Origin of the sequence: Methylosinus sp. R-45379 (genome assembly GCF_001644125.1) — a bacterium.
Classification (GTDB): Bacteria; Pseudomonadota; Alphaproteobacteria; order Rhizobiales; family Beijerinckiaceae; genus Methylosinus.
Genome location: NZ_LUUM01000261.1, coordinates 61,647 through 82,635 on the forward strand (window position 1 = coordinate 61,647; position 20,989 = coordinate 82,635).

Sequence of the window (20,989 nt, forward strand, 5' to 3'; positions counted from 1 at the left end):
TGACGAGCGCGCGTTTCGATCTCATCTTTTGAAGTGTCTCGACGATCTTCGCGGGAGAGGCCGGCGTTCGCGCCGGAGCCGAAGGCGCAACCGCCCCGGAAACGCTCAGGCAAAAGGACCGCGAGGAAAGAGACACTCTGGAAAGCGGCGCGGCCCATCCGCGCCCACCGAAGGGCGTAACCTGCGCTGCAGGGAAATCTCTCAGGTCTCCAGACAGAGGGGGCGCGAGCCGGGCGGAGCAATCCGCCCAATGCCGTACGCCGACTGTCGGAGCGCCCTTTGAGCGAAAGCCACGCCCCACCCACGTCCACGATGCCGGAGAAGACGCCGCTCGATGCGCTGCATCGCGCTCTCGGCGCGCGAATGACGCCTTTTGCCGGCTATGAGCTGCCGCTGCATTATCCGGCCGGCGTCGTCGCCGAGCATTCCCACACGCGCGAGAAGGCGAGCCTCTTCGATGTCTCCCATATGGGCCAGTCGATCCTCGGCGGCCGCGGAGCGGCGGAGCGGATCGAATCTCTGGTCCCCGCCGCCATCGCGGACCTTCACACCGAGCGCACGCGCTATAGCCAGCTGCTCGCGGAGGATGGCGGGGTTCTCGACGATCTGATGATCACCCGCCTGCCGGGGCGCGACGAGCGGTTGCTGCTCATCGTCAACGCCGCGGCCAAGCAGCAAGATTTCGCGCTTTTGCGCCAACAGTTGCCGCAGCTCGGCCTGTCGGTTCTCTCCGGTCGCGCGCTGATCGCGCTGCAGGGACCGCGCGCCGCCGCCGCGCTCGCGACGGTCCTGCAAGAGCTCGACCTCGAGAGCATGCCCTTCATGGGCTGGCGCGCCGCCGAGTTTCGCGGCGCCGGGCTTTTCGTGTCGCGTTCCGGCTACACGGGCGAGGACGGCTTCGAGATTTCTGTTCCCAATCATCTCGCCGAGCCGCTGGCGGAGGCTCTGCTGGCGCATCCGGATGTCGCGCCCGCCGGCCTCGCCGCCCGCGATTCGCTGCGGCTCGAGGCCGGCCTTTGCCTCTATGGCCACGATCTCGACGCGACGACCGATCCGGTCGAGGCGGGTCTCGCCTGGTCGATCGGCAAGCGCCGCCGCGAGCAGGGCGGCTTCCCCGGCTATGAGCGCATCCGCGCCGCTCTGGAGCATGGCCCTGCGCGTCTGCGCGTCGGCCTGCTGCCGGCAGGCCGCGCGCCATTGCGCGAGGGCGCGGCGCTGGCGGCGCCGGATGGCCGAATCATCGGCCGAATCACGTCCGGCGGCTATTCGCCGACGCTCTCGCGTCCCATCGCCATGGGCTATGTCGAATCCGGCTTCGCCACGCCCGGCGTCACGCTGGAGAGCCGCCTTCGCGACAAGCCTGTCGCGGTCGAGGTCACATCCCTGCCTTTCGTTCCCCATCGCTTTTTCCGCGGCCCAGCCGGAAAGGACAGATCATGAGCGGCGAGCGTTACACCAAGGATCATGATTTCGTGCGCGTCGAGGATGATGTCGCGATCGTCGGAATCACCGATTTCGCGCAGTCGCAGCTCGGCGATATCGTTTTTGTCGAGCTGCCGTCGCCGGGCCGGCGCGTCGCCAAGGGCGAGCAGCTGGCGACGATCGAAAGCGTCAAGGCGGCGAGCGAAATCTATGCGCCGATTTCCGGCGAGGTGGTCGCGATCAATGACCGCCTCGAATCGTCGCCCGATCTCGTCAATAAGGAGCCGCTCGGCGAAGGCTGGCTGCTGACCTTGCGCGTCGACGACGCCTCCGAGCTCGAAGATCTGATGGACGAGGACGCCTATCGCGCCTTTCTGGAAAGCGAGGGATGAGCCATGCGCTATCTGCCCTTGACGGATGTCGATCGCACGCAAATGCGCGAGGCGATCGGCGTCGCCGATTTCGCGGCGCTCTATGCCGATGTGCCGTCTGAGCTGCTGCTCGAAGCGCCGCTCGATCTCCCGCGCGCAAAATCGGAGATAGAGGTGGAGCGTCTGCTCTCCGCCATGGCGAAGCGCAATCTCTCGGCCGCGAGCGCGCCTTTCTTCATCGGCGCCGGCGCTTATCGCCATCATATTCCCGCGAGCGTCGATCATCTGATCCAGCGCTCGGAATTTCTGACCAGCTACACGCCCTATCAGCCGGAGATATCGCAAGGGACGTTGCAATATCTCTTCGAGTTTCAGACGCAGGTCGCCATGCTCACCGGCATGGAGATCGCCAATGCGTCGATGTATGACGGCTCCACCGCCTGCGCCGAGGCGGCGCTGATGGCGCATCGAATCACCAAGCGGCGCAAGGCGATTCTCTCCGGCGGATTGCATCCGCATTATGCGGATGTGCTGCGCACGATCTCGCATTTCGCCGGCGATGAGATTGTCGCGCTGGCGCCGGATGTGCGGGCGCGGGAAGACATTGCATCGGCGATCGACGACAGCGTCTCCTGCGTCATCCTGCAGACGCCGGATGTATTCGGCAATCTGCGCGATCTCGCGCCCATCGCCGAGGCCTGCCATCGGCATGGCGCGCTGCTCGTCGCCGTCTTCACCGAGGCGGTCTCGCTCGGCCTGCTGAAGTCGCCCGGCGAGATGGGCGCCGATATCACCGTCGGCGAAGGCCAGTCGCTCGGCAATCCGCTCTCCTTCGGCGGCCCTTATCTCGGCCTGTTCGCGACGCGGCAGTCCCATCTGCGGCAGACGCCCGGCCGTCTCATCGGCGAGACCGTCGACGCCGACGGACGCCGCGGCTATGTCGTGACGCTCTCGGCGCGCGAGCAGCACATTCGTCGCGACAAGGCGACGTCCAACATCTGCACCAACTCCAATCTCTGCGCGCTCGCCTTCAGCATTCATTTGAGCCTGCTCGGCGAAGCGGGCCTGCGTCGTCTGGCGCGCGCAAATCATGCGAGCGCCGTCGATCTCGTCGACCGGCTCGCGAGCGTTGCCGGAGTCGAGACGCTCAATGAGAGCTTCTTCAACGAATTCACGCTGCGCGTTCCGGGCGACGCCGCGCGTCTCGTCGAAGCCATGGCGGAACAGGGCGTGCTTGCGGGCGTTCCGGTCTCGCGCCTGCTTCCAGATGCGGGGCTCGATGATCTCCTCATCGTCGCCAGCACAGAGGTCGATACGGTGGAAGATCGTGAGGCTTTCGTCGCCGCAATGAGAGGAGCGCTCTGATGCTCGATCATCCGAAGGATTTTTCGTTCGAGACCTTCTCGGGAAATCGCGGGCTCGATCAGGAGGAGCCGCCGATCTTCGAGATCGGCCGCACCGATACGAGCGGCGTCGATATAGAAGAGCCGGCGCATTTGGAGCCGCGTCTCGGCGCGCTCGAGCGCAAAGGGCCGATCGGCCTGCCCGGCCTCTCGGAGCCGGAGGCGATGCGCCATTATGTGCGTCTGTCGCGCAAGAATTATTCGATCGACGCGGGCCTCTATCCGCTCGGCTCCTGCACGATGAAGCATAATCCGCGTCTCAATGAGAAGATCGCGCGGCTCGCGGGCTTCGCCGATCTGCATCCGCTGCAGCCGCAATCGACGGCGCAGGGCGCGCTGGCGCTGATGGAGGAGCTGTCGCGCTGGCTGCTGACGCTCACCGGCATGAGCGCCATAGCGCTCTCGCCGAAAGCCGGCGCGCATGGCGAGCTCTGCGGCCTCATGGCCATAGAGTCGGCGCTCGCGGCGCGGGGCGAGGCGCAGACGCGCAAGGTGGTTCTCATCCCGCAATCGGCGCATGGCACAAATCCGGCGAGCGCCGCACTGCTCGGCTTTCAGCCGCGCGTGATCGATGCCGGCGCCGATGGCGTGGTGAGCGAGGAAGCGGTCGCCAAAGCGCTCGGCCCCGATGTCGCGGCCATCATGCTCACCAATCCGAATACGTGCGGATTGTTCGAGCGCAATATCGTCGCCATTGCGCGGCGCGTGCATGAGGCGGGCGGTTATTTCTATTGTGACGGCGCCAATTTCAACGCTATCGCCGGCGTCGCGCGGCCCGGCGATATGGGCGTCGACGCCATGCATCTCAATCTGCACAAGACCTTCTCGACGCCGCATGGCGGCGGTGGGCCGGGCTCTGGTCCGGTCGTCTTTTCCGAACGTCTCGCGCCTTTCGCGCCGGTTCCGTTCCTGCTGCGCGAAGGCGAGACATTGCGTCTCGTCGAGCATGGCGATGGGGCGCAGAGCTTCGGCCGGCTCACTGCTTTTCATGGTCAGTTCGGAACTTTCGTGCGCGCGCTCGCCTATATTTTGTCGCATGGCGCGGATGGGCTCGCGCAGGCGTCGCGCGACGCCGTGCTCTCGGCCAATTATCTGCGCACAGCGTTGCGCGATGTGATGACGCAGCCTTTCGGCGATCGCCTCTGCATGCATGAGGTCTTATTCGACGATAGCTTCCTCGAGGGGACGGGCGTCTCGACGCTCGATTTCGCCAAGGCGATGATCGACGAGGGCTATCATCCGATGACGATTTATTTCCCGCTCGTGGTGCATGGCGCCATGCTGATCGAGCCGACGGAATCGGAATCGAAACGCTCTCTCGATCTCTTCGTCGTGACGATGCGGGATCTCATCGCTAGCGCGAAACGCGGCGAGACGCGTCGCTTTACCGAGGCGCCGCGCTACGCCCCGCGCCGCCGCCTCGACGAAACCGCCGCCGCGCGCAAGCCCGTGCTGCGCTGGAGCGCCTCGTAATTCATCGCGCCATCCGAAGCTTCCCTCATCCTGAGGAGCCCGCATCGATCTCGGGCTGGCCCGAGATCGACAATTCAAAGAGCCGAAGTCGGGCAAGCCCGACTTCGGCGCGGGCGTCTCGAAGGACGAGGGAAGCGGCATGCGTGCTCGCCCTCATCCCAAAGAATTTCTCCGCCGATGGATCGAATCCCCCCGCCGGCGGTTACGCTGAAGGGGCGCCGGAGGCGACATATGAACACGGCCAATCTTCAGCTCGAGGGCGTCTACGCCATACTGGCGGCGCTGTTCGGCGCATTGCGCGACAAGGGCGCGCTCGGACAGGAGGAGATCGACGCTCTGCTCGTCGATGTCGAGCTTTCGCTCGCCAATGATCCGCTGCGGCCGCGCGACATGCGCGACTCCAATGTGGAGGCGATCTGCTTTCCCGCGCGGCTGCTGCGTCTCGCTCTGCGCGAATCGGCCGCTGGAGAAAGCTTCTCCTTCGCGCAGCTCGCCGGGCGCGTCGGCCAGGAGACGCCGTGACAAGAGACGCCTTGACGAGAGACGCCGCCGCAGTGAGGCGTCAAATGGAATAGCTGAACGAATCGTACGACAGGCCGTTCAGGAACTGATCCATGTCGCGCGCCGGCTCGGCGCAGCCGGCCGTTCCCACCACTTTGGCCGGAACGCCCGCCACAGTGGCGTTGCGCGGCACGGGATGCAGAACGACAGAGCCGGCCGCGACGCGCGAGCAGGCGCCGATTTCTATATTGCCGAGAATCTTCGCGCCGGCGGCGATCATCACGCCGCGCCGCACCTTGGGATGGCGGTCGCCGCTCTCCTTGCCGGTGCCGCCCAGCGTCACGCTCTGCAGAATGGAGACATCGTCCTCCACCACCGCCGTCGCGCCGACGACGAGTCCCGTCGCGTGATCGAGGAATATGCCGCGGCCGAAACGCGCCGCGGGGTGAATGTCGGTCTGGAACGCGTCCGACGAGCGGCTCTGCAGATAGAGCGCGAGATCGGTCTGGCCATTGGTCCACAGCCAATGCGCCAGCCGATGCGTCTGTATCGCGTGAAAGCCTTTGAAGAAGAGCAGCGGCTCGATCAGCCTTCCGCAGGCGGCGTCGCGCTCGACGACGGCCTTTATGTCGGCGCGAAAGGCTTCGCCGATCGCAGGATCGGCGTCCAGCGCGCGGGCGAAGGCGTCGAAGAGCAGATCTTCCGTCACCGCGCCGCCGAGACGCGCCGCGCAGCGTCGCGTGACCGCATCCTCGAAGGAGCGGCGATTGAGAACGAAGGTCAGCGCCAGGCTCGCCATCGCCGGCTCGCGCGCCAGCATGTCCTCGGCCTCGCGGAGGATATGCTCCCACAGCGCGTCGCGACCCGTGGCGTCGGCGATGATCGCGCGGCTATTTTCCTGCGTCGCTCCCATCGGGCGTCTCCTCATTCGAAGATCCTCAATGTGGCTCGAGCGGCCGGCTTCGTCCAGATCGGCCGAACGATCAGCAGGGTAGCGAGCTTTGCGCGCCGGCGGCGCGGCGCAGCCGCCCGATGACGCGCTCCGCCTCGCCGGCGTCGAGGCTGCCGAAGCCAAGCCGCAGCCCGCGCCCGCGCTGCGGCGGCGCCGCGAAGCAGCTGGAGGGAAGGAAGCGCAGACCATTGGCGGGGGCGTCGCGCTCCAGCGCGTCGAGCGTCGCCTCGTCGCGGAACGTCGTCCAGAAGGCGAGGCCGCCGGCCGGGATGCGGAAGCGGATGGCGTCGCCGAAGGCGCGGGCGAGGGATGCGCCGAAAGCGTCGCGCCTCTGCGCATAGATCTGGCGCGCCTTGCGCACATGGCGGCGCAGCTCGCCGGAATCGACGAGAGCGGCCACGGCGAGCTCGGTCAGCGCATTGCCTTGGCGATCCACGCCGGCGGCGGCGTTGGCCATGGATTTCACCACCGGCGGCGGCGCGACGACATAGCCGATGCGCAATCCCGGCAGCAGCAGCTTGGACATGGAGCCGACATAGATCACCCGTCCGGGCGCATAGCTCGCCATGGGCAGCAGGGGCTGGCGCTCGAAATGATATTCGTGATCGTAATCGTCCTCGATGATCGCGAACTCATATTTGGCGGAAAGGTCCAGCAGGCGCAGCCGCCGCTCCGGGGTCAGCGGAACAGTGGTCGGAAACTGATGGTGCGGCGTCACATAGATCGCGCGCACCGGCCGCCCGCGGCACAGGCGCTCGACATCCTCCACATCGACGCCGTCCTCGTCCAGGCGGACGCCGATCACCTCGGCGCCGGCGGCGGCGAAGGCAGCGCGCGCCGCCGAATAGCCGAGGCCTTCCACCAGCACGACGTCGCCCGGCGCGACGAGAATGCGCGCGGCGAGGAAAATGCCCATCTGGCTGCCGCGCGTGACGCACACATCCTCGGCGTCCACGATGAGTCCGCGATGCGAGGCCAGCATCGCCGCTATGGCGCGGCGCAGCTCGCCTGTTCCGCGCGGGTCGCCATAGCCGAGCCCGCCGCAGCGCGCGGCGCGCCGTCCGGCGTCGCGATAGGCGCCGAGCAGAGTGTCGATCGAGAAGAGCCGCGCATCGGGAAGCCCGTCGTCTATGGCCAGTCCCTCGCCGGCCGGCACAAAAGCGGGGTCGGGCGTCGCGCGGAAGGGAAAGCCGGGCGTGCGCGGATCGGCGGAGGCTTTGCGCGGCGCCGGCAGCGTCTCGGGCAGCTCGGCGGAGACGAAAGTGCCGCGCGTGCCATGGGTGGCGAACCAGCCCTGGGCGACCAGCTCGTCATAGGCGAGCACGATGGTCTTGCGATTGACGCCGAGCGATTCGGCGAGCTCGCGGCTGCTGGGCAGCGCCGCCCCCGGCGCGAGCCGTCCGCTCCTCACATCGTGAATGAGCGCATGGACGATCTGCAGATAGAGGGGCGCGCCGCGGCGCGGATCGATCTCGCGCGACAGGCTATAGGCGAAGGGTCGCGACATTGGACCCCTCCACTCGGCATTATTGCTCTTTTCTCAGGGTCGCCGGCAGCTTCCTCCGAGCGCGCGCGCTCTGTCAAGCCGCGGGGCCGCCTTGCATCTTTGGACCCGTCGGCGCGCGAATCTTGGCGGTTTAACGCCGTTTTCGCTCCGCTAGCCTCGCTTTTGTCGCAACCGAACAAGGAGCGGGAGCCATGCAGACGAGCAGCGCGGGCGTCGTGAAAGCTTTGATGGGAATTGGCGGGGTGCTCGCCTTCTTCCTCATTGTGATGCACCAATTGTCGCAATTGTTCCGTTGACCGCCGGGCGCCGGGAAGAGTCCGGCGGCCGCGCGTCGGCGGGCGATCGGCGCGCCGACGCGCCTCTCAGCGCAGCAGCGCCAAAAACGCCTGCGCCGCATGGGTGATGTGGCGGCCCTCACGGCGCAGGGCGAGAAAGCGCCGCTTCGGCAGAGCGATGTCGATCGCCGCCAGCGCCCCGGCCGAGGCCCCGGCGACGAGGCTCGGCAGCATGGCGACGCCGGCGCCCGCCGCCACGGCCGCGGCGACCGCCTCATGCGTCGGCAGTTCCAGCGCGATGCGCAGCTCGCCGGGGTCGACGCCCTTCTCGCTTAGAACCGCCTCGAAAATGGCGCGCGTGCCGGAGCCTTTTTCGCGCAGCACCCAGCTCGCGGATCGATAATCTTCGACGCGCTTCGGCGCCGCAGCGGTCCAGGGATGGCCGGGGAAGGCGACGAGCTTCAGCTCGTCCCAGGCGACCGGCTCCACTGCGAGGGATTTGTCGTCGATTTCGCCTTCGACGATGGCGAAATCCACAATGCCCTCGCGCGCCATATCGGCGGCGGTCAGCGTGTTGCAGATTTTCAGCTCTATCGCGATCTTCGGATAGAGCGCGCGATAGCGATGCAGGATCGGCGGCAGCCAATAATTGCCGACCGTCTGGCTCGCGGCGAGGCTCAGCGCCCCGCATTCGAGCCCGGCGAGATCGAAGAGAACCGCCTCCGCCGCCGCGGCGCGCGCCAGCACGGCCTTGGCCTCGACGAGAAACAGGCGCCCCGCCTCGGTGAGCGCGATGCGACGGCCGACGCGATCGAACAGTTTCGTCGCGTAGCGCGCCTCGAGCGCGGCGATGGCCGCGCTCGTCGCCGATTGGGTGAGATTGAGCTCGCGCGCCCCTCGCGTCACATGCTCGCGCTCGGCGACGGCGACGAAAATGCGCAATTGCTCGAGCGTCATGACGCCTCAGCGAAAGAACGCCTCGATGAGCGCGAGGCTGAAGCCGGAGACGAAGACCGAGGCCGCCAGGCCCAGCGCCAGAGGCCGGAGCCCCTTGGCGCGCAGCGCGGCGATATCGGTCTCGAGCCCCATGGCGGCCAGCGCCATCGACAGCAGCACGGTGGTCGCCGTCGCGATGGCGGCCTTGGCGTCCGGCGGAATGGCGACGATGCTGGAGACGCCGACGAGGGCGAGAAAGCCTATCACGAACCAGGGGAAGGGCGGCGAAAACTTTTCCGCGCCGCGCGCGCCGCGCCCAGCCATGAAAGCCAGCGTCAGCAGCGTCGGCGCCAGCAGCATCACGCGCGACAATTTGGCGACGGCGCCGAAATCGCCGGCTTCGCGGCCGTGCTGAAAGCTCGCGGCGATCACTTGCGCGACCTCATGGATCGAGGCGCCGGCCCATAGGCCATAGGCGCGTGGGCCGAGCCGCGCGAGATCGGCGAGCGCCGGATAGGAGACCATTGCGAGCGTGCCGAAGACGGTGACGCAGGCGATGGCGTAGGCGACATCCTCGTCGCGGGCGCGGGTGATGGCGTTGGCCGCCACCACAGCCGAGGCGCCGCAGATCGACGTGCCGGCGGCGATCAATCGGGCGAGTTCGGGCTCGACGCCCAGCCAGCGGCCGAGGCGTGTGGTGAAGCAGAAAGTGGCGACGAGCGTCGCGGCGATGATCGCGAGGCCCGTGAAGCCGACATCGATGATCTGCGCCGCCGATAATTGCAGGCCGAGCAGCGCTATGGCGAAGCGCAGGATCTTGCGCAGCGAGAAGACGACGCCCGGCGCGGCGAAGGCCGGCGCGCCGAAGAGATTGCGCAGGCCGACGCCGAGCAGAATGGCGAGGATCATCGGGCTGAGCGCGCCGACCGCGGGGAGCAGTCGCAGCGCATAGGCCGCCGCCGCTATGGCCGCGGTGAGGGCGACGCCGGGGAGGATGGCGAGAAACGCCGGGGCGCGGAGGAAGGGGGGCGCTTTCGGGAAAGTGGGCGCCGGAGACGAAATGGCTTCCATCGGACCGAACTCCTTTTTGTCAGGGCTCGGTTCAGATCGCAGCCGCAGACCGTTCGGTCAAACGCATTAAACTTGTCGAATCATTCGATTTTTTCGATTGATTACCAACCGGCGATGCGGCGGCAGGAGCCGCCGGCGGCGCCGAAGGCGTAGCGCGATCCGCAGGCATAGGCGGTCGGCGGCTCGCCGGTCTGCTCGAAGAGGTCGTACCCCTCTTTCAAATTCTGCCAGAAGCCGCTCCATTGCTGGTGCTCCGGCGGCGCCGACCAGAGATTGGTCCAGTCGCCCTGCGTCTCCTTGGCCAGGGCCACATCGGTCATGCGGAATGGGAAGATGTGGACCGGCACCTCGTGCTGCCCGCCGCGCAGCGCGGCTTCCACCAGGCCGTAGATCTCCTCGATCACTCTGTCGGTCATGGCGAAGCAGCCGACCGATTTGCAGGCGCCATGGACCATCAGCGCGCCGCCGGTGCGGCCGTTCTGCTTGTCATAGGCGTTGGGAAAGCCGACGTCGAAGGCGCGGTGGTAATGGGAGTTCGGATTGAGCTGGCGCGCCGAGACGCTGTAGAAGCCCTCGGGCGATTGATAATCGCCGGATTTCAGCTTGGGTCCGAGATGGCCGGACCATTTGCAGATCGGATAGGTCCGGTAGAGCGTGAAATGGCCGCTCTGCCGGCGCCAGAGCTCGAGCTCGCCTTCCTTTTTGAAGATGCGGACATAGACCGCAGAGCCCATGCGGAAGTTGCCGTCGTCGCGGCTCATCAGCGGCGGCGGCTCATTGGCCGGCGGCGCGGCGGCGAGGGCGAGCGCCTGTGTCGGCGGCGAGACGGCGACCGGCGGCAGCGGGATCGTCCCCGCGTGCGTCTCGGCTGCGGTCACGGGCTCGACGGCGGCGAGATTGCGCGGCCGCGCCGGCGGAAGCGGCGCATCGACGGGCGGCAGGGCGAGGACCGGCTCCGGCTCCGACGGCCGCAAAGGAGGCAGCGCCGCAAGGAAGGAGGGCGGCCGCGCATCCGGCGCCGCGGCGATCGCCGGCGGCGGCTCCTTGATCGGCGCCGGCTCTTCCAGCCGCGCGGTCTCGATGATGGCGCCGCGCAGATTTTGCACCAGCGCGCCGAAGGGATTGGCGCGTCTTTCGGCGACGGCGTCGCGCGTCTCTGCTGGCCGCGCCGGGCCACGCGAGGCGAAGGCGACGAAAACGCCGATTTCGACGAGGCTCAGAGCCAGCGCCGTGGCGAGGAGAAAGGGACGCGACGGTTTCGACGGCATGGGGTCGTTACGGAATCGGTGAAAAACACATTACGAAACGCGATATTGGCGAAGGAACGGCCGAGGCGCGGCCAAAAGCGCGCCCGGCCATGTAAATCAATGCCCTTCGAAGGTGACGAGCCGACGCACCGGCACGCCGAGCGATTCGATCTTCTTGGCGCCGCCGAGCTCGGGCAGATCGATGACGAAGCAGGCGGCGATGACCTCGGCGCCGATCTTCTGCAGCAGCTTCACCGCGCCTTCCGCCGTGCCGCCGGTGGCGATGAGATCGTCGACGAGAATGACGCGCTCGCCCTTCACCACCGCATCCTCATGCACCTCCATCTCGTCCACGCCATATTCCAGCGAATAGGCGATGGAGACGGTGGTGTGCGGCAGCTTGCCCTTCTTACGCACGGGCACGAAGCCGGCCGACAATTGATGCGCCACCGCGCCGCCCAGAATGAAGCCGCGCGCCTCCATGCCCGCCACCTTGTCGATCTTCGTGCCGGCCCAGGGCTGCACCAATTCGTCCACCGCGCGGCGAAACGCTCTGGCGTCGCCGAGCAGAGTGGTGATGTCGCGGAACATGATGCCGGGCTTGGGATAATCGGGAATCGTGCGAATCGAGGAGGCGAGGGTCATGTGCGAGATCTCGTCGGAAATGGGTTCGGCTCTTCGGTTCTTAGCTCATTCTCGGCCGAAACGCATCTCGCTCGGCGCGAGGCGCCTCTCGGCCGCCCCGCCTCATTGTGGCCGCGGGATCGCCGAGACGATACCCCTTTTCGCTGCAACGATCGCCAGGTTCAAGTTTTCGAGAGGATTTCTTCACATGGCGAATTGGAAACGCAGAACTTTCTTCGTCGTCGTGGCGGTCGCCGTCGCGGCGCTTCTCGGCCTCGCCGGCTATGAGGCGGTCTCTGTCGCGCTCGCCCGCGTCGCGACGCCGGAGATTTTCGCACGCTATGAGGCGGCGACCGACAATGGCGCCACATTGCCCGCCGGGCTCTCGAGCGAGCGGGTGGAGACGCTGCTCGCCGTGCAGGATCCGAGCTTCTGGACCCATGGCGGCGTCGATTGGAGCGCGCCGCTCACCGCGACGACGGTAACGCAATCCGTCGTCAAGCGGCTCTATTTCGAGAACTTCCAAAAGGGCTTCTCGAAAATCCGCCAGACGCTGATCGCGCAATTCGCGGTCGGGCCGCTGACCTCCAAGAATGCGCAGCTCGCCGCTTTCATCGATGTGAACGGATTGGAGCCCGCCGCACAAAAATGGTTCGGCAAGAAGCTGGCGGAATTGGACGACGACGAGTTTCTCTCGCTCGTCGCCACCAACAATAATCCGAAGGATTATGCGCCCGGCACGCAAGCCAACGCCGAGCGTGTGCGCCGCATCGAGAAATATCTCGCCGGCCTCTGCGAGCGGCGCGGCTTTTCCGATGTGTGGCTGGAGAGCTGCGGGGGGTGATCCTCCGCTCGTCCCGCCGCATTCGCGTCGGCGGCGGCCGCGAGATGGCCACGGCCATGTCGCGCCGCCGCCCTTTTTCCTCGCAAAGCTCCTCGTCAGGAGAGGCGCGGCGGGGAGTTGCGGCGGGAGTTTGTTCTGATGCGGGAAGCGAAATTACGGGCGCGCTCATTCGCGGCGGCGACGGCCGGCTCGGCGCTGGCCGCCTTCGCCGGGGCGGCTTTCGCGGCCGTCGTCGGCTATGAGGCCGTTTCCGTCGCGCTCGCCCGTGTCGCCACGCCGGCGCTGTTCGCGCGCTATGAGGCGGAGACGAATCACGGCGCGAAATTGCCGCCCGGCTTCTCGCGCGAGCGCATAGAGACACTGCTCGCGGTGCAGGACCCCGGCTTCTGGACGCATGGCGGCGTCGATTGGAGCGCGCCGCACGCCAACACGCTCGCGCAATCGGTGACGAAGAAGCTCTATTTCGCCGATTTCAAGCCGGGCTTCGGCAAGATTCGGCAGACGCTGATCGCGCAATTCGCCGTCGGCCCGCTGACCTCCAAGAGCGCGCAGATCGCCGCCTTCATCGATGTGAGCGGATTCGATTCCGCATCGCGGCAATGGTTCGGCAAGCCGCTCGCGGAATTGGACGACGATGAGTTTCTCGCCCTCGTCGCCGCCGGCAATGAGCCGAAGGATTACGCGCCGGGCACGCCCGCCAACGCCGAGCGTGTGCGCCGCATCGAGAAATATCTCGCCGGCCTCTGCGCGCGGCGCGGCTTCGCCGATGTGTGGCTGGAGAGCTGCGCGGATTGAGCCGCCTCGATCAGCGCTTGACCAGCTCGACGCGGCGATTTTTGGCGCGGCCGGCTTCGTCGTCATTGGCGGCGATCGGCGACGCCATGCCGGCGCCGAAGGGCGTGAGGCGCTGCGCCGCGACGCCATAGCGCTGCGCGAGATCGGCGACCACCGCAGCGGCGCGCCGCTTCGACAAATCCACATTGTAGTCGAACTGGCCCTTGCCGTCGGTGTGGCCGGCCACGACGACGGAAATGGACGGATTCGCTTTCAGAAATTTGGCGATCTCGTCGAGCGTCGCGCGTGATTCCGGCTTGATCTGCGCATCGTCGAAATCGAATTGAATTCCGTAGAGCGCGACGCGTCCATTGCTCGCTATCGCGCGCGCCATGGCGTCGGCGTCGATGAAGGCGATCTGGCCGCTCTGCATCGGCTTCATATCGACGGCGATCACGCGCACCAGCGGTCCGCTCTTGCTGTCGCCGATGATGATCGCCGCATAGACGTCGCCGGTGGGACGCGTCGCCTTGGCGAGCAGATAGCGCACGCCGTCGCCATAGCGGTAGTTGATGGCGCTGTCGCCGCCGACGAAATTGAAGCGGTAGGCGCTCGTCTGGCCTTTGAAGCAGCTGGCGTCGGCGCAGCTGTAGACGATCTCGAACCCTTTGGATTTCAGGGATTCTTCGTAATTGGCGATGATCTCGAGCGACGAGCGCTCCTTGGGCGCGTCGTACCAGATGCGCGCGACTTTGCCTCTGACGGCGAAACTATTCGCTTCGGTGAAGGCTTCGCCGTCGGTCTTGATGTCGAGCGGCGCCCGCACGAAGCGCTGCTCGTCGAACTCCGCCGAGACATATCTCGTGATCTCCGCGCCCGTGTAGCGGCCGACCAATGGATGATCCTTGCCGCCCGCTGCATCCTTGCCGAGAGCGGGGGTCGTCAGCAGGCAGGCGACGAGGGAAAAGGCGATCTTGTTCGACGATATGGACACGAAAGCTCGCTCCTGGTTCGGCGTCGCGCCACCGCGCGGATGGCGGGACTCCGCCTTTCAAAAAAAGGCGCGAATCAAAGCTTGGATCATCGATCGCTTCGCGTCTGTGCGGCCGCGCACGTCGTCTTCACCCCACCGCGCCGCTCGCCCGCGCGACGATGACGCCGAGCTTCTCCATCAGCGCCGGATCGCGCGCCTCGGGCGCTGTCAGAATGGCGGTGTCGAGCGCGCGGTCGGAGCCGATGGGGCAGGGCTCGTGCTCTTGCGGGAAATCCGTGAGCAGTCGCGCGAGCAGACGGCTCGCCTTGTCGGCGTTGTCGCGCACCACTGCGATAACCGCAGCGACATCGACATTGTCGTGCTCTGGATGCCAGCAATCGAAATCCGTGACCATTGCGATGGTCGCGTAAGACAGCTCCGCCTCGCGCGCCAGCTTGGCCTCCGGCATTGCGGTCATGCCGATGACGTCATAGCCCGCGGCCTTATAGGTCAGCGATTCCGCGTAACAGGAAAATTGCGGACCTTCCATGCAGACATAGGTTCCGCCGACGGAGTGCTCTATGCCTTCCGCTTTCGCCGCGGCGGCGATGCGCTTCGCCAGCAAGGGCGCCACCGGATGCGCCATGGACACATGCGCGACGCAACCATTGCCGAAGAAGGAGGATTGCCGGCCGAAAGTGCGATCGACGAATTGATCCGGCAGCACGAAGAGCCCTGGATAGAACTCCGATTTGAACGAGCCGCAGGCTGAGACGGACACGAGATCGGTGACGCCCGCCTGCTTCAGCGCAAAAATATTGGCGCGATAATTTATGCCCGAGGGCGAGAACACATGACCGCGACCATGCCGCGGCAGGAAAACGACCTGCGTCTCGCCGATGCGGCCGAAATGCAGCGCGTCGGACGGATCGCCCCAAGGCGTCGTCACGCGCTCCTCGCGCAGATCCTGCAGGCCGGGCAGATGATAGACGCCCGATCCTCCGATGATGCCCACCACCGCTCGCGTCATCTTTCGTCTCCGACTGTGGATAGGATTTCGCAGTGCCATGGCCTTGCGTGCGGCGCAAGCGGCGACAGCGCGGCGGCCTGCGCCGAAAATTCGCGAAGCGCTAAAAAATTCAACGCCATCAAAGGCCAAGCCGAGGGTTCGCGCGTGACGAAGCGAGGGTGGCGCTTTTTTGTGCGATCGTCGAAACTGCCCTCTCCGCAGCCGTCGCAGGGTTGCGCCGCAAAATATGCTGTGTTAGGGGACGATCGCCTTGGAGCTGGGGCGTCGCCCTTGGCTCCTTCCCCCGACAATACGTTGTTCGAGGCCATTGCGGATTTCGTCGCACGCAGACCTGCGTTGCGCGCGAGGCGCCTCGAGTAACGGCGATCCGAGAGCGATACGCAAGTGGCTTCAGGCGGAGACGATCTATCCGGAGTAGCGGGGCGATACGCCTCGGCCCTTTATGATCTCGCGGTGGAGAAAGGCTCCACGGACGAGATCGCGACGGCGCTGCGCGGCTTTGCCGCGCTGATCCAAGAGAGCGCGGATCTCGAGCGCCTGATCGAGAGCCCGATCTATTCTGCCGAAACGCAGATCAAGGCTCTCTCTCCCATTCTCGACGCCGCTGGCGTCACGGGCGTCGCGGCCAATTTCGTGAAGCTCGTCGCGACAAAACGTCGCCTCTTCGTTCTCCCCGCCATCATCGAGGCCTATGGCAAGCTGCATGACGCCGCCAAGGGCATTGTGCGCGCCGACGTCACGGTGGCCGCGCCGCTCGCCTCTCATCACGAGAGCGCGCTGCGCGATGCGCTCGCTGGCGTCACCAGCGGCAAGACGATCGACCTCGAGGTGAAGGTCGATCCGGCGATCATCGGGGGTCTCGTCGTCAAAATCGGCTCGCGCATGCTCGATGCGTCGCTGAAGACCAAGCTCAATTCCATTCGAACACGCATGAAAGAGGTCGGCTGATGGCTATCCGCGCCGCAGAGATTTCCGCGATCCTCAAGAATGAGATCGCCAATTTCGGCAATGAGGCCGAAGTCGCAGAGGTCGGTCAGGTTCTGTCCGTCGGCGACGGCATCGCCCGCGTTTATGGTCTGGACAATGTCCAGGCCGGCGAGACGGTGCTGTTCGAGAACGGCATCACCGGCATGGCGCTCAATCTCGAGAGCGACAATGTCGGCGTCGTGATCTTCGGCTCCGACCGCGACATCAAGGAAGGCCAGACCGTCAAGCGCACCGGCACCATCGTCGACGTTCCGGTCGGCAAGGGCCTGCTCGGCCGCGTCGTCGACGCCCTCGGCAATCCGATCGACGGCAAAGGCCCGATCTTCTACGAGAGCCGCTCGCGCGTCGACGTGAAGGCTCCCGGCATCATTCCGCGCAAGTCGGTGCATGAGCCGATGGCGACCGGCCTCAAGGCCATCGACGCGCTGATCCCGATCGGCCGCGGCCAGCGCGAGCTGATCATCGGCGACCGCCAGACCGGCAAGACCGCCGTGGCGCTCGACACCATCCTGAACCAGAAGTCGCTGAACGACGGCGACGACGAGAAGGCCAAGCTCTACTGCGTCTATGTCGCGGTGGGTCAGAAGCGGTCCACCGTCGCGCAATTCGTGAAGGTGCTGGAGGAGCGCGGCGCGCTCGACTATTCGATCGTCGTGGCGGCCACCGCCTCCGATCCGGCGCCGATGCAGTTCCTGGCTCCCTTCGCCGGCTGCGCCATGGGCGAGTATTTCCGCGACAACGGCCTGCACGCCGTGATCGTTTATGACGACCTTTCCAAGCAGGCCGTCGCCTATCGCCAGATGTCGCTGCTGCTGCGCCGTCCTCCGGGACGCGAGGCCTATCCGGGCGACGTGTTCTATCTCCACTCCCGTCTGCTCGAGCGCGCCGCCAAGCTCAATGACGAGCGCGGCTCCGGCTCGCTGACCGCTCTGCCGATCATCGAGACGCAGGCCAATGACGTGTCGGCCTATATTCCGACGAACGTCATCTCCATCACCGACGGTCAGATCTTCCTGGAGACGGACCTCTTCTACCAGGGCGTCCGCCCGGCGGTGAACGTCGGCCTCTCGGTGTCGCGCGTCGGCTCCTCGGCGCAGACGAAAGCGACGAAGAAGGTCGCCGGCAAGATCAAGGGCGAGCTCGCTCAGTATCGCGAGATGGCGGCCTTCGCTCAGTTCGGCTCCGATCTGGACGCGGTGACGCAGCGTCTGCTCAATCGCGGCGCGCGCCTGACCGAGCTGCTGAAGCAGCCGCAGTTCTCGCCGCTGCAGATGGAAGAGCAGACGGTGGTGATCTACGCCGGCGTCAACGGCTATCTCGATCCGCTGCCGGTCGGCCGCGTGCGCGCTTTCGAGGACGGACTGCTGGCGCTGCTGCGCACGCAGCATCCGAACATCCTCGAGACGATCCGCACGACCAAGGATCTGCCGGATGCGACGGCCGCCGAGCTGAAGAGCGTCCTCGGCGCCTTCTCGAAATCCTTCGCCTGACGCGCGCAACCTCGAGGACTAGAGACAATGCCTCCGTCATTGCGAGCGAAGCGAAGCAATCCAGGGGCCGCATCGCGGCTCTGGCTCGCTTCGTCGCTTCGCTCCTCGCGATGACGGCGGCGTGGTCCTGGTCAGAATGAGACGGGTTCCCTCATGCCTTCGTTGAAGGATCTTCGAAACCGCATATCTTCCGTCAAGGCGACGCAGAAGATCACCAAGGCCATGCAAATGGTCGCGGCGGCCAAGCTGCGCCGCGCCCAGGCGGCGGCCGAGGCGGCGCGGCCCTATGCCGAGCGCATCGAGAAAGTGCTCGCCAATCTCGCCGGGGGCGTCTCCTCCGGCGCGCCGGTGCTGCTCGCCGGCAATGGCCGCGACGAGACGCATCTTCTCGTCGTGGCGACCGCCGAGCGCGGCCTCTGCGGCGCATTCAACTCCTCGATTGTCCGCCTCGCCCGCGAGCACATCCAGCGCCTGCAGGGCCAGGGCAAGACGGTCAAGATTCTCTGCGTCGGCAAGAAGGGCTACGACCAGCTCCGCCGCAATTATGAGAAGAACATCATCGAGCTCATCGAGCTGCGCGGCGTGCGCCAGCTCGGCTTCGAGCAGGGCGACGCGATCGGCCGCAAGGTCATCGATCTGTTCGAGAGCGGCGAGTTCGATGTGGCGACGCTGTTCTTCTCGCGCTTCAAATCTGTGATTCAGCAGTTTCCGACAGCGCTGCAGCTCATTCCGGCGCAGATTTCCGCCAATGAGAACGAGGCGGCCGTGGCCGGCCCTCAGGCCAATTATGAATATGAGCCCGGCCAGGACGAGATTCTGGCGACGCTGCTGCCCCGCAACATATCGGTGCAGATTTTCCGCGCATTGCTCGAGAACGCCGCTTCCGAGCAGGGCGCGCGCATGAGCGCGATGGATAACGCCACGCGCAACGCCGGCGACATGATCAAGAAGCAGACGACGCTCTACAATCGTTCCCGCCAGGCGATCATCACCAAGGAACTCATCGAGATCATCTCGGGCGCCGAGGCGCTCTGATCGGAACAACAGTCGAGAGGACGAGACAATGGCTACCCCCACGACCACGGGTCACATCACGCAGGTGATCGGCGCTGTCGTCGACGTGAAGTTCGACGATCACCTGCCGGAAATCCTGAACGCGCTGGAGACCACCAATCAGGGCGCGCGCCTCGTCCTCGAAGTGGCGCAGCATCTCGGCGAGAACTCCGTGCGCACCATCGCCATGGACTCGACGGAAGGCCTCGTGCGCGGCACGCCGGTGAGCGACACGGGCGCCCCGATCTCCGTGCCGGTCGGCGACGAGATGCTCGGCCGCATCATCAATGTCATCGGCGAGCCGGTCGACGAGGCCGGCCCGATCGTGACGGCGACCAAGCGCGCCATCCACCAGCCGGCTCCGTCCTACGCCGAGCAGGCGACCGAGGCGCAGATCCTCGAGACGGGCATCAAGGTCGTCGACCTGCTCGCGCCCTACGCCAAGGGCGGCAAGGTCGGACTGTTCGGCGGCGCGGGCGTCGGCAAGACCGTCATCATCATGGAGCTCATCAACAATATCGCCAAGGCGCACGGCGGCTATTCCGTCTTCGCCGGCGTCGGCGAGCGCACCCGCGAGGGCAACGACCTCTATCACGAGATGATCGAGGGCGGCGTCAACAAGAAGCCCGAGAACGGCTCCGCCGTCGGCTCCAAGGCCGCGCTGGTCTATGGCCAGATGAACGAGCCTCCGGGAGCCCGCGCCCGCGTCGCTCTGACCGGCCTCACCGTCGCCGAGGACTTCCGCGACAAGGGCCAGGACGTGCTCTTCTTCGTCGACAACATCTTCCGCTTCACCCAGGCGGGCTCGGAAGTGTCGGCTCTGCTCGGCCGCATTCCCTCGGCGGTGGGCTATCAGCCGACGCTCGCCACCGACATGGGCGCGCTGCAGGAGCGCATCACCACGACGACCAAGGGCTCGATCACCTCGGTGCAGGCCATTTACGTGCCGGCCGACGATCTGACCGACCCGGCGCCGGCCACCTCCTTCGCCCATCTCGACGCGACGACCGTGCTCAACCGCTCGATCGCGGAAAAGGGCATTTATCCGGCCGTCGACCCGCTCGACTCGACCTCGCGCATGCTCTCCGCGGCCATCGTCGGCGAGGAGCATTACGAAGTCGCCCGCAAGGTGCAGTCGACGCTGCAGCGCTATAAGTCGCTGCAGGACATCATCGCCATTCTGGGCATGGACGAGCTCTCGGAAGAGGACAAGCTGACCGTGGCGCGCGCCCGCAAGATCGAGCGCTTCCTGTCGCAGCCTTTCCATGTCGCCGAAGCGTTCACCGGCGCGCCGGGCAAGCTCGTCGCGCTCGCCGACACGATCAAGGGCTTCAAGGGCCTCGTCGAAGGCCAATACGATCACCTCCCGGAGGCCGCCTTCTACATGGTCGGCACGATCGAGGAAGCGGTCGAGAAGGCCGCCAAGCTCGCCAAGGAAGCGGCTTGATCCGTTAATCGCTGAGCGGACGCGCGTCGGGCCCGCCGACGCCTGTCCGCCCAGAGCTTTTTGGTTTTGCAGGATTTTCTTGGAAAGCCGGTTCCCGCTTTCCCGAAATCCGGCATAGACGACGGAGCCCTTCATGGCCACGTTCCACTTCGAACTCGTCTCTCCCGAGAAGCTTCTGTTCTCGGGAGAGGTGGACGCCGTCGTCGCCCCCGGCGCCGAGGGCGTGTTCACGGTTCTCAAAGACCATGCGCCGGTGATGACGGTGCTGAAGCCCGGCGTCGTCGAGATCGACGGGGCCGGCAAGAAAGAGAAGCTGTTCGTGCGCGGCGGCTTCGCCGACGTCGGGCTCGGCGGCTTCACCATTCTGGCCGAATATGCCATTCCGGTGGCTGACCTCGACGCCGCTAAGATCGACGCCGACATCAAGGACGCCAGCGAGGATGTGGCCGACGCCAAATCCGACGAGGCGCGTCGCCTCGCCTCGGAAAAGCTCGGTCAGCTCCAGGAGCTGAAGGCCGCTCTCGGCCTCTGACGCAATCGGCGCCTGGAGCAAGTCTCCGGGCGCCGGCCGCGGCTCTCCGATCGTAATGCGAGCCTGTAGGCTCACGG

General features: G+C 66.0%; 19 protein-coding genes, 1 pseudogene and 1 riboswitch. Of the genes and pseudogenes, 12 read left to right on the forward strand and 8 right to left on the reverse strand.

All coding sequences use genetic code 11. The annotated features are described in order from the left end of the window. The first annotated feature begins 41 nt into the window (after nt 1-41). A riboswitch (glycine riboswitch) is annotated at nt 42-131 on the forward strand. 181 nt (nt 132-312) lie between these two features. The 5 genes from gcvT (at nt 313) to A1351_RS15195 (ending at nt 5,191) form a co-directional block, all read left to right on the forward strand. Then, nucleotides 313-1,440 carry a glycine cleavage system aminomethyltransferase GcvT gene (gene gcvT / locus A1351_RS15175; protein WP_026599430.1) on the forward strand — a complete coding sequence of 376 codons (1,128 nt, stop codon included), beginning with the start codon at nt 313-315 and terminating at the stop codon, nt 1,438-1,440. Continuing rightward, nucleotides 1,437-1,814 (forward strand): glycine cleavage system protein GcvH, encoded by a 378-nt coding sequence (gcvH, locus tag A1351_RS15180; RefSeq protein WP_024881114.1) that lies wholly within the window; start codon nt 1,437-1,439, stop codon nt 1,812-1,814. Before gcvT ends, gcvH begins: the two co-directional genes overlap by 4 nt. A 3-nt stretch (nt 1,815-1,817) precedes the next feature. Then, nucleotides 1,818-3,158, forward strand: a complete 1,341-nt coding sequence (gcvPA, locus tag A1351_RS15185; protein ID WP_024881113.1) for an aminomethyl-transferring glycine dehydrogenase subunit GcvPA — start codon at nt 1,818-1,820, stop codon at nt 3,156-3,158. Beyond that, entirely contained in the window at nt 3,158-4,669 is a 1,512-nt protein-coding gene (gene gcvPB / locus A1351_RS15190; protein ID WP_064033386.1) for an aminomethyl-transferring glycine dehydrogenase subunit GcvPB, read from the forward strand. The genes gcvPA and gcvPB overlap by 1 nt, the downstream gene beginning before the upstream one ends. Nucleotides 4,670-4,900: 231 nt before the next feature. Further along, nucleotides 4,901-5,191, forward strand: coding sequence for a hypothetical protein (locus A1351_RS15195; protein WP_026599429.1), 291 nt, complete (start codon nt 4,901-4,903; stop codon nt 5,189-5,191). A gap of 40 nt (nt 5,192-5,231) precedes the next feature. Here the strand turns inward: A1351_RS15195 and cysE are convergent, their stop codons facing one another. From cysE to A1351_RS15225, 6 genes are all read right to left on the reverse strand, one after another. Further along, a complete protein-coding gene (gene cysE / locus A1351_RS15200; RefSeq protein WP_064033387.1) occupies nt 5,232-6,083 on the reverse strand; it encodes a serine O-acetyltransferase in 852 nt (283 codons plus the stop codon). A gap of 70 nt (nt 6,084-6,153) precedes the next feature. Further along, complete coding sequence (locus A1351_RS15205) at nt 6,154-7,629, reverse strand: PLP-dependent aminotransferase family protein (protein ID WP_064033388.1); 1,476 nt, start codon at nt 7,627-7,629, stop codon at nt 6,154-6,156. 362 nt (nt 7,630-7,991) lie between these two features. Continuing rightward, a complete protein-coding gene (locus tag A1351_RS15210) occupies nt 7,992-8,861 on the reverse strand; it encodes a LysR family transcriptional regulator (protein ID WP_064033389.1) in 870 nt (289 codons plus the stop codon). 6 nt (nt 8,862-8,867) lie between these two features. Next, the gene (locus tag A1351_RS15215) at nt 8,868-9,911 is read right to left on the reverse strand and encodes a YeiH family protein (RefSeq protein ID WP_198162431.1); all 1,044 of its coding nucleotides are present in this window, start codon (nt 9,909-9,911) and stop codon (nt 8,868-8,870) included. Nucleotides 9,912-10,012: 101 nt separating this feature from the next. Then, nucleotides 10,013-11,179, reverse strand: a complete 1,167-nt coding sequence (locus A1351_RS15220) for a murein L,D-transpeptidase family protein (protein WP_064033390.1) — start codon at nt 11,177-11,179, stop codon at nt 10,013-10,015. Between the two features lie 96 nt (nt 11,180-11,275). After that, the gene (locus tag A1351_RS15225; protein ID WP_024881106.1) at nt 11,276-11,803 is read right to left on the reverse strand and encodes an adenine phosphoribosyltransferase; all 528 of its coding nucleotides are present in this window, start codon (nt 11,801-11,803) and stop codon (nt 11,276-11,278) included. A gap of 187 nt (nt 11,804-11,990) precedes the next feature. Between A1351_RS15225 and A1351_RS15230 the strand changes: the two genes are divergently transcribed. Together A1351_RS15230 and A1351_RS15235 are read left to right on the forward strand one after the other, a co-directional pair. Continuing rightward, complete coding sequence (locus tag A1351_RS15230; RefSeq protein ID WP_083967344.1) at nt 11,991-12,626, forward strand: transglycosylase domain-containing protein; 636 nt, start codon at nt 11,991-11,993, stop codon at nt 12,624-12,626. Nucleotides 12,627-12,764: 138 nt separating this feature from the next. Further along, nucleotides 12,765-13,421, forward strand: coding sequence for a transglycosylase domain-containing protein (locus A1351_RS15235; protein WP_024881104.1), 657 nt, complete (start codon nt 12,765-12,767; stop codon nt 13,419-13,421). 10 nt (nt 13,422-13,431) lie between these two features. Here the strand turns inward: A1351_RS15235 and A1351_RS15240 are convergent, their stop codons facing one another. Further along, nucleotides 13,432-14,394: an OmpA family protein gene (locus A1351_RS15240; RefSeq protein WP_083967345.1), complete on the reverse strand. Its 963-nt coding sequence runs from the start codon at nt 14,392-14,394 to the stop codon at nt 13,432-13,434. Between the two features lie 127 nt (nt 14,395-14,521). After that, on the reverse strand, nt 14,522-15,403 hold the full coding sequence (locus A1351_RS15245; RefSeq protein ID WP_064033391.1) for an S-methyl-5'-thioadenosine phosphorylase: 882 nt from the start codon (nt 15,401-15,403) through the stop codon (nt 14,522-14,524). Nucleotides 15,404-15,787: 384 nt separating this feature from the next. Here A1351_RS15245 and A1351_RS15250 point away from each other — a divergent pair, with 384 nt between their 5' ends. The 5 genes and pseudogenes from A1351_RS15250 to A1351_RS15270 all read left to right on the forward strand — a co-directional run bounded on the left by A1351_RS15250 (nt 15,788) and on the right by A1351_RS15270 (nt 20,912). Beyond that, nucleotides 15,788-16,351, forward strand: a complete 564-nt coding sequence (locus A1351_RS15250) for a F0F1 ATP synthase subunit delta (protein WP_026599423.1) — start codon at nt 15,788-15,790, stop codon at nt 16,349-16,351. Further along, nucleotides 16,351-17,880, forward strand: a complete 1,530-nt coding sequence (atpA, locus tag A1351_RS15255; protein ID WP_024881100.1) for a F0F1 ATP synthase subunit alpha — start codon at nt 16,351-16,353, stop codon at nt 17,878-17,880. Before A1351_RS15250 ends, atpA begins: the two co-directional genes overlap by 1 nt. A gap of 153 nt (nt 17,881-18,033) precedes the next feature. Next, nucleotides 18,034-18,915, forward strand: coding sequence for a F0F1 ATP synthase subunit gamma (locus A1351_RS15260; protein ID WP_024881099.1), 882 nt, complete (start codon nt 18,034-18,036; stop codon nt 18,913-18,915). A gap of 49 nt (nt 18,916-18,964) precedes the next feature. Beyond that, a pseudogene (gene atpD / locus A1351_RS15265) lies at nt 18,965-20,380 on the forward strand (F0F1 ATP synthase subunit beta); the annotation flags it as partial. Between the two features lie 133 nt (nt 20,381-20,513). Next, nucleotides 20,514-20,912, forward strand: a complete 399-nt coding sequence (locus A1351_RS15270; protein ID WP_024881097.1) for a F0F1 ATP synthase subunit epsilon — start codon at nt 20,514-20,516, stop codon at nt 20,910-20,912. The last annotated feature ends 77 nt before the right edge of the window (nt 20,913-20,989 follow it).